Source organism: uncultured Litoreibacter sp., from assembly GCF_947501785.1.
Classification (GTDB): Bacteria; Pseudomonadota; Alphaproteobacteria; order Rhodobacterales; family Rhodobacteraceae; genus Litoreibacter.
Genome location: NZ_CANMXB010000001.1, coordinates 3,226,260 through 3,241,092, shown reverse-complemented (window position 1 = coordinate 3,241,092; position 14,833 = coordinate 3,226,260). Strand labels below are relative to the sequence as shown.

At 59.6% G+C, this 14,833-nt stretch carries 13 protein-coding genes; 6 read left to right on the top strand and 7 right to left on the bottom strand.

Features of this window, described 5'->3' with window-relative positions; all coding sequences use genetic code 11:
* Positions 1-224: 224 nt before the first annotated feature.
* Positions 225-704: a protein tyrosine phosphatase family protein gene (locus tag Q0899_RS16095; protein ID WP_299194085.1), complete on the bottom strand. Its 480-nt coding sequence runs from the start codon at positions 702-704 to the stop codon at positions 225-227.
* A gap of 255 nt (positions 705-959) precedes the next feature.
* Here Q0899_RS16095 and Q0899_RS16090 point away from each other — a divergent pair, with 255 nt between their 5' ends.
* Entirely contained in the window at positions 960-1,586 is a 627-nt protein-coding gene (locus tag Q0899_RS16090; RefSeq protein WP_299194078.1) for a queuosine precursor transporter, read from the top strand.
* Between the two features lie 250 nt (positions 1,587-1,836).
* Here the strand turns inward: Q0899_RS16090 and Q0899_RS16085 are convergent, their stop codons facing one another.
* On the bottom strand, positions 1,837-3,930 hold the full coding sequence (locus tag Q0899_RS16085) for an ATP-binding protein (RefSeq protein ID WP_299194076.1): 2,094 nt from the start codon (positions 3,928-3,930) through the stop codon (positions 1,837-1,839).
* A 117-nt stretch (positions 3,931-4,047) separates the two neighbouring features.
* Here Q0899_RS16085 and arfB point away from each other — a divergent pair, with 117 nt between their 5' ends.
* The 3 genes from arfB to Q0899_RS16070 are packed head-to-tail and all read left to right on the top strand — an operon-like array spanning position 4,048 to position 6,665.
* Positions 4,048-4,470, top strand: a complete 423-nt coding sequence (gene arfB, locus Q0899_RS16080) for an alternative ribosome rescue aminoacyl-tRNA hydrolase ArfB (RefSeq protein WP_298295652.1) — start codon at positions 4,048-4,050, stop codon at positions 4,468-4,470.
* The gene (locus Q0899_RS16075) at positions 4,460-5,731 is read left to right on the top strand and encodes an aminotransferase class III-fold pyridoxal phosphate-dependent enzyme (RefSeq protein WP_299194073.1); all 1,272 of its coding nucleotides are present in this window, start codon (positions 4,460-4,462) and stop codon (positions 5,729-5,731) included. Before arfB ends, Q0899_RS16075 begins: the two co-directional genes overlap by 11 nt.
* Complete coding sequence (locus Q0899_RS16070) at positions 5,724-6,665, top strand: phosphotransferase (protein ID WP_299194071.1); 942 nt, start codon at positions 5,724-5,726, stop codon at positions 6,663-6,665. Before Q0899_RS16075 ends, Q0899_RS16070 begins: the two co-directional genes overlap by 8 nt.
* A gap of 75 nt (positions 6,666-6,740) precedes the next feature.
* Here Q0899_RS16070 and pncB read toward each other — a convergent pair whose 3' ends face one another.
* Together pncB and pncA are read right to left on the bottom strand one after the other, a co-directional pair.
* On the bottom strand, positions 6,741-8,033 hold the full coding sequence (pncB, locus tag Q0899_RS16065; RefSeq protein WP_298295645.1) for a nicotinate phosphoribosyltransferase: 1,293 nt from the start codon (positions 8,031-8,033) through the stop codon (positions 6,741-6,743).
* Entirely contained in the window at positions 8,026-8,628 is a 603-nt protein-coding gene (gene pncA / locus Q0899_RS16060) for a bifunctional nicotinamidase/pyrazinamidase (protein ID WP_299194069.1), read from the bottom strand. The genes pncB and pncA overlap by 8 nt, the downstream gene beginning before the upstream one ends.
* 81 nt (positions 8,629-8,709) lie before the next feature.
* Here pncA and Q0899_RS16055 point away from each other — a divergent pair, with 81 nt between their 5' ends.
* Together Q0899_RS16055 and arsH are read left to right on the top strand one after the other, a co-directional pair.
* Complete coding sequence (locus tag Q0899_RS16055; RefSeq protein ID WP_299194067.1) at positions 8,710-9,609, top strand: rhodanese-related sulfurtransferase; 900 nt, start codon at positions 8,710-8,712, stop codon at positions 9,607-9,609.
* Between the two features lie 13 nt (positions 9,610-9,622).
* On the top strand, positions 9,623-10,291 hold the full coding sequence (arsH, locus tag Q0899_RS16050) for an arsenical resistance protein ArsH (protein ID WP_298360622.1): 669 nt from the start codon (positions 9,623-9,625) through the stop codon (positions 10,289-10,291).
* Here arsH and Q0899_RS16045 read toward each other — a convergent pair.
* The 3 genes from Q0899_RS16045 to Q0899_RS16035 all read right to left on the bottom strand — a co-directional run bounded on the left by Q0899_RS16045 (position 10,281) and on the right by Q0899_RS16035 (position 14,735).
* On the bottom strand, positions 10,281-11,444 hold the full coding sequence (locus Q0899_RS16045; RefSeq protein ID WP_298360474.1) for an NAD(P)/FAD-dependent oxidoreductase: 1,164 nt from the start codon (positions 11,442-11,444) through the stop codon (positions 10,281-10,283). The genes arsH and Q0899_RS16045 overlap by 11 nt on opposite strands.
* Before the next feature lie 168 nt (positions 11,445-11,612).
* Positions 11,613-14,027 carry a DNA topoisomerase (ATP-hydrolyzing) subunit B gene (gene gyrB, locus Q0899_RS16040; RefSeq protein WP_299194065.1) on the bottom strand — a complete coding sequence of 805 codons (2,415 nt, stop codon included), beginning with the start codon at positions 14,025-14,027 and terminating at the stop codon, positions 11,613-11,615.
* A 117-nt stretch (positions 14,028-14,144) separates the two neighbouring features.
* Positions 14,145-14,735, bottom strand: a complete 591-nt coding sequence (locus Q0899_RS16035; RefSeq protein ID WP_298295635.1) for an NAD(P)H-dependent oxidoreductase — start codon at positions 14,733-14,735, stop codon at positions 14,145-14,147.
* Between the last annotated feature and the right edge of the window lie 98 nt (positions 14,736-14,833).

The following is a 14,833-nucleotide window of genomic DNA, read 5'->3' as shown; positions in this document are numbered from 1 at the left end:
CGCCATTCTGGTCATACCCTTTGATGACCTTCCCCGAGCCTGAACAAATGCGGCACGGCGATAGCCCTGTGCCGCTGCATCGGTGGCATTGACGCCTGATCGGTGCTTCCTTCTTCTTTCCTCTGCTCGTCGGGGTCCGCATGGCTCTGGTCTCTCTCGTCAATCGCAACATCGCGCAAGATTAGCACAAAACCGGCCATGGCACGCAGCCCCAATTTGGCGGCTCAGTAATCTTCGCCCGCGTAACGGTTGGGAAGAGGGGCATCGTCGGCCTTGCCGATGAACCGTGCCCAGACCCCGCCGGGCCGCCAGATACTGTCCGTTCGGGCAAAGGCCTGATCCACTTCGCCGCCAAGCCCTTCTTTCGCATAGCGGTAGAAAAACGCTGAAACGCGGGCGTTGTATATGCAATGCACGTGCACCGGCGCATCGCGCAGCCGGTCCATTGCGGCGCAAAACGCGTCAAAATCCTGCGATGTCGGGGCCTCGAAATCGACAGGGATGTAGGTGTAGCGCATGCCAAGCTCGGCTAGCGTCCCCGCCTCGTCATCCAATGCGCCTTTGTTGCTATGAGGCCCAAGGTTTATCACGTCTGCCACGCCCAGCGCTTTGATTTGCGCCAGCTGCGCCTCGGTGGGCTGGCCGGAGCTGGTCAACCTGGCGTCATGGCGCCGCCAGTTGATCACATCTTCAGGGTCACTCATCGGGGTCTCCTTATTCGTGGCATACAACCTAGCCCGCCGGTCCCGAACAAAAAGAGGTAAGATGCTCATTTTCCCATGTTCAAAAATATCCCGGGGGAGGCGCAGCCGGGGGCAGCGCCCCTAGATCCCGACGGAGCCGGCCAGCTGCACGCAATTTTCGGGGCCCTAAACAATCCTTGCGCACCGCCCGCGCATCCCCTAGACCGCGCCGGTAATCCAAGTTCTCCGCCACCTTGTCAAAACGGAAACCCTGATATGACACGTCTTCTCCCCGGCATTCTTGCCATGGCCGCCGTTGTGGTTGCCTCAAACGTCCTTGTGCAATTCCTGTTCGGCAACTGGCTGACATGGGGGGCGTTCACCTACCCGATCGCGTTTCTGATCACCGATGTGATGAACCGCATCTACGGCGTCTCCGCCGCACGGCGTGTTGTATTTGTTGGGTTTGTCGTCGGCATCCTCTGCTCGCTGATCGGGTCGCAAATCATGCTGGAATTTGGGCCTGCCGTGCCGCTGCGCATCGCCGTGGCCTCCGCCATTGCCTTCCTGACTGCGCAGATGTTGGACGTTTCAATCTTTGACAAGCTGCGCGCCGGCGCGTGGTGGAAAGCGCCGTTGGCCTCCACTCTGATCGGCTCCACCGTCGACACCGCAATTTTCTTCACCCTTGCTTTTTCCGCCTCTGTCACGTTTTTCGGCGCCGGCGCGGATGCCGCTATCAGCTGGTCATGGGAGGCCGTTCCCTTGCTTGGACAAGGCCCTGTTTTGCCTCTTTGGGTGTCCCTGGCGATTGCGGACTGGGGCGTCAAACTCGGCGTCGCGCTTGTGGCTTTGGTCCCGTTCCGCATGTTCGTTACAAAATTTTCACAAGGGCACGCGTAAAAATCTCTTGAGTTATGCACAAGATGTGGCACCATCCTTGGTAACAGCAACCAGAGAAAGGAGGTGTCCATGTCTAGAGTGATATTGGAGCAAGGTGTCAAACAAGGTGCGGAGGTGCGCTTTTAGGGGCAGTCCCCTGAACCACACCGAGGTACCAGGTCTTTCCATTTGACCCCACCTCCATCAGATCTCGGAAGGGTCGCTGCGCTGTCAGCGGCCCTTTCTTTTGGGCCCGCCGCGCAACCCTCGGTTAGGCGTTTGCGGCCAGAGCCAGGCCAACCGTTGAGGGTCGCCCGACCCAATGCGCCAGCCGGTCGGCCAACTCGGTTTTGGTGGCGGGTTTCGCCAATACGTCATCCATGCCTGCCTCCCGGCATTTCTGCTGGTCCTCCTTGCCGCAATTTGCGGTGAACCCGATGATCGGGGTTGTCCGTTCCGCCCGGTACCGTTCGAGCTGGCGGATAAGTTTGGTGGTCTCGAACCCGTTCCGGTTCGGCATGGACACATCCATCAAAACCGCATCATACACGCCGCTACGGTACAGCTGAAGCGCCTCAATACCATCATTGGCAATATCAAGTCGGTCCACGGTTCCCCGCAGAAAGGCCGATACAATGCGTTGATTGGTCAGGTTGTCTTCAGCGAGAAGCACCTTGGCGGCTTTCAAATCGGCGGCAGACCGTGCGGCAGGTTCGTCCGTTCGGGTGTGCGACGGTAGCGGATTGGCCGGGATGTCCCATGGCAGCCGCAGCGTAAATTCTGACCCCTCTCCGACCTTTGAGTTCACCTCAATCTCGCCATCCATCGCGCGCACCAACCTGTCGACGATCGACAGGCCCAATCCGGTGCCTTCGTATGGGCGCGACGTGTCGCCATCTGCTTGCTCAAACTCTTCAAATATCGCTTTAATTTTTTCGGGCGCTATGCCGATGCCGGTGTCTTTCACCTTCAAGACAAGCCCGTCTTCGTAGGACAGGCCAACGGTGATGACCCCGGCATTTGTAAATTTGATCGCATTGCGGATCAGGTTGACCGCCACTTGCCGCAAATAGGCGCGGTCGAACATCCCTTCGGCGGGTAGATTGTTGTCCGGGCAAAAGCGGATAAGCAGCCCCTTCTTCTCCGCATTCGCGGTCAGCATGTCGGCGGCTTCGGCAATCAGCGCCCTGACATCGGTGGGCTCCGGCGTCAGGTCAATCTCGCCTGATTCGAACTTTGAGAAATCCAGCATGTCCGAAATCATCACCATCAAGGCGCGCCCCGACTGTTCGATCGCGTCAACATAGCCGCGCTGGGTCTTCTCCATCTTTGTGTTGCTTAACAACTCTGCCATCCCCAAAACCCCATTCATCGGGGTGCGGATCTCATGGCTCATGGTGCTGAGAAACTGGGACTTTGCAGCGCTGGAACGCTTGGCCTCGACCTCCGCCTTGCGGCGTTGACTCACCTCCAGATGCATCCTTCTGTTTGTGCGCGTCAGGTCTTCGTTGGCCTGCGCCGCGCGACGCCCCTGCACCATGGACCCGCGCAGCGCGAAGACCGCAATGGTAGAGCTGAGGGCCAACACGCCTACCAATGCAGAGACGATATAGGTAAGGCTATTGCTGGATTTGGCACGGAATGCCTCTGTTGCCTTCACCTGCACTGACAGCTTGCTGTTGCCAAACGGGATGGCGGGGGCAGTCGCGCTGCGCGCCTCTGACGCCTGAAAGTCTGGGGTCAGATAAATCGGTTCTCCGTCCAACATCACCGCAAAGCTGATGTCGCGCATCATGTCGCTGCCCGCGCCGAAATACAGATTTTCGATCCATTCTGACGCTTTGAACACAACCCACAGGGTCCCAATCCAGTCATCACCACGCCAGACAGACTTCGCGCCGACGAACCCCATCGTCTGGTCCCCGTTCAAGATCACCGGCGGGCTAAGTTCAATCATGGTGCTGGCCGCGGCGCGTTGCGCCAGTTCCAGCCGTCCCTTGCCGATATCGGCCAGCGACACACCGACAAGCCGTTCTGCACGTGCCGGTGCGCCGTGCCGCAGAACATAATCCGTGTCCACCCAGCCCAACGCCCAGAAGCCCGGCATATCTCGCAGGTAGCTGTCTGCTTCCAGATCGAATTGCTCCCCGGTCAACCCGTCGCTGCCTGCGATGCGGCGCCCCATCCTTTCAATGGCCGAGACGCGCACTTTTAGGTCATGAACAATCAGGTCACGGGCGTTGAGGGCTTCCGCGCGCAATAGGTCTTCTTCTTGCGCCGCATCGTTGCGCAGCATGAACGCAGCGGTCAATGTCGTGATGCCGGATGCAAGCAATAGTCCCAGCAATGTCCGCAGGTTAAACATCAACATCCTCAGAAAATGGTTGTCCGCCCTGTCCTGAGCCCAAATCGTGAGGAAATTGCTAACGGTTACACGATGATAGCGTTTTGACTTGCACAAAAACCGGCTACGCTTGGCGCCATGATCCAGATTAACGACCAAATCACCATCGAGGACTGGGAGCTAACCGAGCAATTCGTGCGCGCATCCGGCCCCGGGGGACAAAACGTCAACAAGGTCTCCACCGCCGTCGAGTTACGATTCGAAGCGGAACGCTCCCCCAACCTGCCGCCTTTCGCCAAGGCCAGGCTAAGGCGTATCGCTGGACGCAAGTGGACCAATGACGGGGCGCTGGTCATCCAGGTGCAGGACACCCGCAGCCAGGCGCGCAATCGCGAACTGGCCGAGACGCGGCTGCGCGACATGATCCTTGCTGCTTTGCAAAGACCAAAACGGCGTATCGCCACCCGGCCAACCTTGGGTTCCAAGAAACGCCGCATCGCCGCCAAGAAGCAGCGCGGCGAGGTGAAAAACCTGCGCGGAAAAGTAAGTTATGACGACTGACCTGCTGGCCCGCCGGGCCAACCGGCTCGGCCCGAACCTGCCCACATTCTACGAGAACCCGGTGCATCTGGTGCGCGGCGAAGGGGTCTGGTTGTGGGATGCGGATGGGCGCAAATATCTCGATTGCTACAACAATGTCCCCCATGTCGGGCATTGCCATCCGCATGTGGTCGAGGCGATCGCACGCCAAGCCAGCACGCTGAACACCCACACCCGCTATCTGCATGAGGGCATTTTGGACTACGGCGACCGGCTGACGGCAACGCTGAATCACGATCTGAGCCAACTCATCATGGTCTGCACGGGGTCGGAGGCAAATGACATTGCGCTGCGCATGGCCCATTCGGTCACAGGCAAGACAGGCATCATTGCCACAGACAACACCTATCATGGCAACACCGCGGCGACCTCGCAGCTGTCGACCCGGAGGCCGCCCATTGGGGGCTACCCGGGCAATATTCGGCTGGTCCCCGCGCCAAACTCGCTCGCCCCGGTCAGCGGAACCCTGGACGCACAGCCGCAGGCCTTTGCTGAAAACGTGGCCCGCGCTATCGACGAGCTGGAACGGGCCGGTCACGGCTTTGCCGGCATTATGCTCTGCCCCAGCTTCGCCAATGAGGGCATACCTACGGTCGCGCCCGGGTTTCTGGATCCCACGACCGACGCTGTCCGGCGTGCTGGCGGTCTCATCCTGTGCGACGAGGTGCAGCCCGGTTTCGGCAGGCTCGGCTCGCATTTCTGGGGCCACGAATGGCTGGGCTTCGCACCCGACGTGGTCACCATCGGCAAGCCAATGGCCAACGGGCACCCATGTGCCGCTACCATCGCCCGCCCCGACATCATGACCGCGTTTCGCGAGGCGTTTGGCTATTTCAACACGTTTGGCGGCAATCCGGTCAGCTGCGCCGCAGCCATGGCGACGCTCGATGTGATCGAGCAGGACAATTTGCAGCAAAACGCCGCGATAGTTGGTCAGCACGCACTGACGCGGTTGCACGCCATCGACCACCCCCTGAAGGCGGAGGCGCGTGGTGCCGGGCTGTTCTTCGGCGTCGAGTTTGCGCATCGGGACGGCAGCCCCGCGACCGGTTTTGCGGCGCAGGTGGTCGAAGGCATGCTGGCAAACGGCGTGTTGATGAACCGCATAGGGCGTGAGATGAACACATTGAAAATGCGCCCGCCTATGCCATTTGGCATCGACCATGCCAATCTGGCCATCGACACGCTGGAGCAAGTGCTTGATGACACGCCCTATGACTGACGCCCTGGCCTTGGCGCATGAGGCGGCGGCACATTGGGGCGCGCTGACGGCCCCGCCAAAACTGGTGCGCGACCGGGAAAATGCGGTTTTCGATCTGACCTTGGAAACCGGCGGCCGCGCCGCGCTCAGGCTGCATCGTCAGGGCTATCAATCCGTGGATTTCATCTCGTCCGAGCTGCGCTGGACCGAAGAGCTTGCGCGCTTTCATGCGTTCCCCTGTCCCGAGCCGCTGCGTACGGAGACAGGCGCGCTTACCGTTACGCTCAGCACTGGGCGCACCGCCTCCATGGTCCGCTGGATCAACGCAACGCCGATTGGCGCAAATGGAAAGCCGTTTGAAGGCACGTTCGAAAAGCAATTGGCGTTGTATCAGCATCTCGGCCATCTCATCGCGAAGATGCACCGGGCCACTGACCTGATCGACACCACCGGCATTGCGCGGCCCGCGTGGAATGTAGATGCGCTGCTCGGCGCAGATCCGCATTGGGGCCGGTTCTGGACCAACCCCGCTCTGACCAAAGCGGAGCGGGATTTGCTGCAAATGGCCCGCAAGAATGCTGCGCAGCAATTGTTTGAAATCAAAGGCTTGGACGAAGGTCTCATCCATGCCGATCTGTTACAGGAAAACGTCCTGCAAAATGCGTCGGGTCTGCATATCATCGACTTTGATGACAGTGCGGTTGGCTATAGGCTCTACGATCTTGGCACCGCCCTGATCCAGCATGCCGAACATGCCAAACTCTCTGACATCACGCATGCGCTGTGCAAGGGTTACGGCTGCAGCACCGAACTCATGCCGCTCTTCATCATGCTCCGCGCCATGGCGTCATGCGGCTGGATCATCTCCCGTGCCGAGGCCTCCGACCCCCGCCAACGCTTCTACGCAGAGCGCGCCCTCACCTGCGCGAGACGCTACCTGACTTCCCATGTTTGAAAATATCCGCGCGCGCGGCGCAAAACTCTTCCTCGAAGAGTTTTTCTGAAGACTTTTTTCAAAAGTCTTGCCCGTTCAAACCACCACGTCCATCTCCGCCTGCGCGCCGACATTGAACACCCGTTTGTAGCGCTCAATCTCCAATGCCGGTCCCATGGCCTTGTTCGGATTGTCCGACAGCTTCACCGTCGGCTTGCCGTCGGCCTCTACGGCTTTACATACCAATGAAAAGGCTTTCAGGCGGTCATCGGGTACCAGTCCGCGGAAATCATTGGTCAGCATCGTGCCCCAACCAAAGGACACCCGCACGCGGCCTTTGAACTGCGCCTGCAATTCGATGATTTTCCCCACGTCCAGCCCGTCAGAGAAGATCACCAGTTTCTCGCGCGGGTCTTCACCGCGCGATTGCCACCAGTTGATCGCCATCTCTGCGCCCGCCGCCGGGTCCCCTGAATCAATCCGTATCCCTGTCCAGCCCGCAAGCCAGTCCGGCGCATCCCGCAAAAACCCTTCCGACCCGTAGGTATCGGGCAAAATGATCCGCAGATTGCCCTCATGTTCCTCATGCCAGTCCGCCAGCACGTCGTAAGGGGCCTGTTTCAACGCGTCGTCATCCCCGGCCAATGCGGAATAGACCATCGGCAATTCATGCGCGTTGGTGCCAATCGCTTCCACCTCGCGCCGCATGGCGATCAGGCAGTTGGAGGTGCCAACGAACTTGTCACCCAGCCCCTCCTGCATCGCTTGCACGCACCAATCCTGCCACATGAAACTGTGCCGGCGCCGCGTGCCAAAATCCGCCAGCCGCAGCCCGTCAACCGGTTGCAATGCCTCAACCTTTTCCCAAACCTTGGTCATCGCGCGGGCATAAAGCACTTGCAGCTCAAACCGGCCCATCCCCTTCAGCACCGCCCGGGACCGCAATTCCATCAAGATCGCCAGCGCCGGAATTTCCCACAGCATCACCTCCGGCCATTTGCCCTCAAAGGTCAGCTCATACTGCCCATCGCGCTTCTCCAGATGGTAGGCGGGCATGCGGAAGCCTTCGAACCACTCCATGAAATCGGGTCGGAACATCTGCCGCTTGCCGTAAAATGTATTGCCCCGCAGAAAGGTGCTCTCCCCCCGCGACAGCGACAGGGATCGCACATGGTCCAGCTGCTCGCGCAGCTCCCCCTCATCCACAATTTCGGCCAGCCGAATGTCTTTTGAGCGATTGATCAACGAGAAGGTCACGTGGGTGTCCCGTTTGTTGCGAAACACCGACTGGCACATCAGCAGCTTGTAGAAATCCGTGTCGATCAGAGATCGCACAATCGGGTCGATCTTCCACTTGTGGTTGTAAACTCGTGTCGCGATATCAACCATTTACCGACACTCCAGCCGCCGCCATGCCGTTCATGGCCTCGGCCAGACTGTCATCTGCAATGGCCCGGCACAAGGCGGTCTCCACCACCACGTCAAACCCCAGTTTTGCCGCGTCTACCGCGGAAAAGTTGACGCAATAATCCGTGGCCAACCCCACCATGGTCAGCCGCTTCACACCCCGCTCGGACAAATAGCCGCCCAGCCCCGTGGGTGTCACATGGTCATTCTCGAAAAACGCCGAATAGCTGTCCACCTCTGCCCTAAATCCCTTGCGCACGATCATCTGCGCCCGGTCAACGCGCAGCGAAGGATGAAACGCGGACCCCTCGGACCCCTGCACACAATGATCCGGCCACAAGACCTGCGGCCCATACTGCATCTGCGTCACAGAAAACGGCTCTGCCCGATGCGACGAGGCAAAGGACGAATGCCCTGCCGGGTGCCAATCCTGCGTCAGCACCACCACGCCAAACTCATCCATAAACGCGTTGATCCCGCCCACAATCTCGTCGCCGCCTGTTACGGCCAGCCGCCCGCCCGGGCAGAAATCGTTCTGCACGTCGATCACAATCAACGCCTCATCCGCGTCACGCATGCGCCATCTCCCATAAGTCCCCCAAATTGCTACGCGCAGCCCCCCTTGAATGCAACGCGCAAGGCTCGTATCTCGACCCCCATGTACATTGTCGTCGCCCTCTACCACTTCACGCGTTTCGATGATCCCGACGCGCTGCGCCCCGCAATCGCCAAAATCTGCGACGACCACAACACCAAGGGCACGCTGCTGGTCGCGCGTGAGGGCATCAATGGCACCGTCGCAGGCACCCGCGCGGGCATTGACGCGCTGCTGCGGCATCTCCGCCAACTCCCCGGCTGCGAAACCCTGGAACACAAAGAATCCCACGCCTCCGAGGCCCCCTTCAACCGCATGAAGGTCCGTCTGAAACGCGAGATCGTCACTATGGGCCAGCCCGATGTCGACCCGTTGGCCGGAACCGGCCACTACGTCGAACCCGAAGACTGGAACGACCTGATCGCGCAAGACGACGTCGCCGTCATCGACACACGCAATGATTACGAGGTCGCCATCGGCACCTTCAAAAACGCCATCGACCCCGAAACCAAGTCCTTCGGCGAATTCCCCGCATGGTGGGAAGCCAACAAAGACCGCTTCCACAACAAACGCGTCGCCATGTTCTGCACCGGCGGCATCCGCTGCGAAAAATCCACCAACTACCTGCTGGGCCAAGGCGTGGAAGAGGTCTTCCACCTCAAGGGCGGTATCCTGAAATACCTCGAACGCATCCCCGAAGGTCAATCCACTTGGGACGGCGAATGCTTCGTCTTCGACGGCCGCGTCTCCGTCGGGCACGGGCTGAAAGAAGGCTCGCACAAACTCTGCTACGCCTGCCGGCGCCCCCTGCAACCCGAGGACATCAAACGCCCCGAATACGAGGCCGGCGTCACCTGCCACCTCTGCATTGACGAGACGTCAGACAAGGACAAAGCCCGCTTCCGCGACCGCCAAAAGCAGATCGTGCTGGCCCATCAGCGCGGGGAAAAGCACCTTGGATAACAGCACGCCCAACATCCACGAGGCGCAGTTCCACGCGGTCCCTTTCGAAGGCCCGGCCCCGAAAATCCTGATGCTGTACGGCTCGCTGCGCGAATATTCCTATTCCCGCATGGCGTCCGAGGAATGCGCCCGTATTTTGCAAATGCTCGGCGCGGAAACCGACACGTTCAATCCCTCCGGCCTGCCCCTGCCCGATGACAGCACGGACGAGAAACACCCGAAAGTGGCAGAACTCCGCGAAAAGGTCACAAACTGCGACGGCATGGTCTGGGTCAGCCCCGAACGCCACGGGGCGATGACTGGCATCATGAAGGCGCAGATCGACTGGATCCCGCTCTCTATGGGTGGCGTTCGCCCAACCCAAGGTAAGACGCTGGCCATCGGCCAGGTCAATGGCGGCAGCCAATCCTTCAACACGGTTAACCAGCTGCGTATCCTGGGCCGGTGGATGCGCCTACTCACCATCCCAAACCAGTTCTCCACCCCAAAGGCATGGGACGAATTCCCCAAAGGCCGCATGCGCCCCTCGCCCTATTACAACCGCATGGTCGATGTGATGGAGGAGCTGATGCGCTTCACCTTGCTCACCCGCGACATCAAGGAAGACCTCGTCGACCGCTATTCGGAACGCGTCGAATCCGCTGAAAAACTCTCAAAACGGGTCAACCAACCTAAGCTCTGAACACCCGGTCCTTCAACTTCCGCCAGACCAGCAGCGCCACGCGGCGCACAATCATGCTGGTGGTGAAATCATTCTTGAAATACTCGACCAACTCGGCCGGCGGCAGCTTCTCCATGCGCCGCAAGGATCGTTCCCACTGGGCGGGCGTATATTGCGTCGCGGCCTGATTGACCCAGAAGCCAACCCGGTATTTCAGCGCCAGCTTGCCGTTGGCCTGCCGCTCCCACGCTTTCAGCGCCCTAGGTGTCTGCTTGGACAACGCGTCCCCCAACAGTCGCCCTTGTTCGATGCAGATGCGCAACCCCTCGCCCAGGGTCGGGGTCGCCATATTTGCGCTGTCACCCACCCGCACCACGTCGCCGTACACAAGCGTCTTTTCATAAGCGACCGACGGGATCGTGCCGGCGTTCACATGCTCGCCTTCAGGAGCCGGAATACCCATGCGCTTTAGCAGGTCCGATGCCAAAAGCGCGTTCATCATCTCCCGCAAGCTCTGCTCCGAGGCCGCGCTGACCACCCCAACCCCAAGCCGGACCGTTCCGTAATTGGTGGGGAAGGCCCAGCCGTAACCCGCCAGCGCGAAGGAGCCAAAAAACAGGATCGCGCGGTTCATGTCCAAATCGTCGACAGGATATTCATATTCGATGCCCACCCCTTCGCGGGCGGGCCGTGTGTTTAGCCCAAGGCTTTCCAGCACAGTACAGTGCCAACCCGATGCGTCGACAATCTGGCGCGACTTGATCTGCCACTCTCCCTTGCCCGCCGTGCGCACGGTGGACAGGTAGCCATTCGCGACCTTCTCGGTGCGCAAAAACTTGGTGGCACAATGGATCTCTGACGTCGCTTGAGAGGCAAGCCATTGATACAAATTGGTAATATCGAACACCACGCCAGGCGCGTCCGTGATATCCAACGCGATCTTGCGCGTGTCCGAATACACATCCAGCCGGTCAACGCGCTGGTACAGGTCTTCGGGGATACCTAACCTCTGCGCATCTGCCAGCCAGGACCCGCCTGAGGTGCGCACCGGCTTGCCGATCTCGCGGTCCTGATGCACCACGACTGAGGTCAGGCCTGACAGATGCGCCGACACGGACAGCCCTGCCGGGCCACCACCCACAATCAGAATGTCGGTCTCAATCACAGTGCTCACCCCAGTTTCATCTTGGCCCAAATATGCCCGCCGGAGGCATCCACCGCCAGCGCCAATCACTAACACGGATATTACGGGGTAGGCCCGCCAATGGGCTCTCTCCCCCGAAACCGGGGGAGGTCAGGAGGGGGTCTGAGGCATCAAACGCGCGGATACGCGCACAATTCTCTAGAAGTCCAGGTTTTCCACAGAAAGCGCATTGGTCTGAATGAATTCGCGCCGTGGCTCCACCACGTCGCCCATCAGCTTGGTGAAGATATCATCAGCCTCCGCCATGTCCTCCACCTTCACCTGCAACAGCACTCGTGCATCGGGGTCCAGCGTCGTCTCCCACAGCTGGTCCGGGTTCATCTCGCCCAGCCCCTTATAGCGCTGCAAAGACAGCCCCTTTTCGCCCTCTTCCAAAATCGACTGCAGCAAATCAATCGGCCCGAACACCGGTTGCATCCGGTCCTTGCGCACCAATTGCGCGGGCTGCGAATAGGTTTCCTGCAGTGAAGGCGTCATCTGCCCCAGCCGACGCGCCTCGCCCGACCGCAGCACGCCGCCATCCAAGATACGTACCTCATCCACACCGCGCAGCACGCGCCACAGGCGGATCCCCTTGTCCTGCGTCGGCCGGCCCTGCCAGCCCTTCTCATATTCCAGCGCGATTAGGTCCAGCCGCTTGGCCACCGTATCCGCCACGCCCTGCAGGTCCGCCTCCAGCTTGCGCCCGTCAAACGCCCCCGCAATCGCCGATTGCTCCAAAATGTGCTGCGGGTAATGCGTCGGGAAGGCCGCCAGAATGCGCTTCACCATCCGCGCCTCTTCGACCACGCGCCGCAAATCCTGCCCCACAATTTCTTCGCCCGATTGCAGCTTCAATACGGCACCTTCGATACCCTGCTCGATCAGGTACTCCTCCATCGAGGCCTGATCCTTCAGATACACCTCAGATTTCCCGCGCGAGACCTTGTACAAAGGCGGCTGCGCGATAAACAAATGCCCGTTCTCAATAAGTTCCGGCATCTGGCGGTAGAAGAAGGTCAGCAGCAGCGTGCGAATATGCGCCCCGTCCACATCCGCGTCCGTCATGATGACGATCTTGTGGTAGCGCAGCTTGGAAATGTCGAACTCGTCGCGCCCGATCCCGGTGCCCAGCGCCATCACCAGATTGCCGATCTCCTGAGACCCCAGCATCCGGTCAAACCGCGCGCGTTCCACGTTCAAAATCTTGCCCTTCAGTGGCAGGATCGCCTGCGTCTGCCGGTCCCGTCCCGTCTGCGCCGACCCACCAGCGGAATCCCCCTCCACCAGGAAGACTTCAGTCTTTGAGGGGTCCTTCTCGGAACAATCCTTCAACTTGCCCGCCAGGAAATTCACGTCCAACGCAGTCTTGCGTCGCGTCAGTTCGCGGGCCTTGCGTGCGGCTTCGCGCGCATGTGCGGCCTCGATGATCTTGGTCACGATCACCTTCGCCTCGTTCGGGTTCTCTTCAAACCACTCCGTCAGCTTTTCGTTCATCAGGCTCTCGACCGCAGGCCGCACCTCGGATGACACCAGCTTGTCCTTGGTCTGAGAGCTGAATTTCGGGTCCGGCACCTTCACCGACAAAACGCAGGTCAAACCTTCCCGCGCGTCGTCGCCGGTGAACGACACCTTCTCCTTCTTCGCGATCCCTGACGACTGCGCATAGGCGTTAATCGTCCGTGTCAGCGCGCCCCGGAACCCCGCCATATGGGTGCCCCCGTCGCGTTGCGGGATGTTGTTGGTGAACGGCAGCACGTTCTCGTGGTAGCTGTCGTTCCACCACATCGCGACCTCAACGCCGATCTCGTCCTTCTCGCCGACCACGTAAATCGGCTCCGGCATCATCGCCTGCTTGGAGCGGTCGATGTATTTCACAAATTCCTTCACGCCGCCTTCGTAATAGAGCTCGGTGCGCAGATGCTCGACAGGCCGTTCGTCGGTCAGAATGATCCGCACGCCGGAATTCAGGAACGCCAGTTCGCGCAGCCGCTTTTCCAGCGTCTCAAACACGTAGTCGCGGTTGGAAAACGTCTCCAACGAGGCCAGAAACCGCACCTCGGTCCCCGTCTGGTCGGTGTCGCCGACCACCTCCAGATGCTTGACCGTGTCGCCATGTTCAAACCGCGCGATATGCTCCTTGCCCTCGCGCCAAATTCGCAACTCCAGATAGTCGCTCAACGCGTTCACAACCGATACACCAACCCCGTGCAGACCGCCCGACACCTTGTAAGAGTTGCTGTCGAATTTGCCCCCCGCATGCAGCTGGGTCATGATCACTTCGGCGGCGGAAACGCCCTCTTCCTCGTGGATACCCACTGGAATACCCCGCCCGTTATCAGACACAGAAACTGACCCGTCATCATGGATTTTCACATTCACCGCATCCGCGTGACCGGCCAGCGCTTCGTCAATTCCGTTATCGACGACCTCATAGACCATATGGTGCAAACCAGAGCCGTCATCCGTATCCCCGATATACATCCCGGGCCGCTTGCGCACCGCCTCCAAGCCCTTGAGAACCTTGATAGAATCGGCGCCGTAGTCTTCTTGATTGTTATTGTCGTCGGCCATGAGGTCTTTCCCGCTAAATTTGCCCGAAATATAGGCTTTTTCAGCGGGTTTGTCACGCAATAGGCGCAATATATTGTGGCTGACGGGCTTGGTGCGGGCCCGCCAGCCCAAACCGCCTCAAGCGGCCGATCCGCCAAGCGCTTCCAGCTGCTTGGACCAACACGAAACCTGAGGCGCGTCGGCATTGGTCGCCCCTGAAAAGTAGGTGTAGCGCGTCGGCTTCAAACCGCAAAATTTCATGACTTGGTTGGTGGTCTGATGCATCAGGGCGCGACGATATAGCCAGCGCATCGCCCACATCGGGGTGTCCGATGTCAGGATCACGCGCGCGGTTTTGCCGGTCAGCATCGGGGTCGGCATACCCATCTTGGTGACCCGCGTGTCAAAGGCCCGCCCCGGCAGCAAAGTGCGATCAAACAAGCCCTTCAGTTTCGCGGGCAGGCCGCCCCACCACATGGGCGTCGAAACGACGAAATGCTCGGCCCATTCAAGGCTGGTCAGGAAGTCTTCCAGCACTGGCTCTAAGGGTTTGTGGTTCTTGTAACCCCCGTCGCCAAAATCCATGTCAAATTGCATGTCTGATAGACGCATATGGCGCACATCATGGCCTGCTGCCACAGCGGCGTCCGCGTAGGTTTTCGTGAAAAGCCCCGACAATGAGCGTCCGCCCGGGTGCCCGTCCAACACCAATATACGTTTCCGGTTCATGTTGATTCTCCTTTAAAATGACCATGGTCACTTCTTTAGGATAATAAATTGACCGCGGTCAATTACTTTATTTGACCACGGTCATATTAACTGCGATA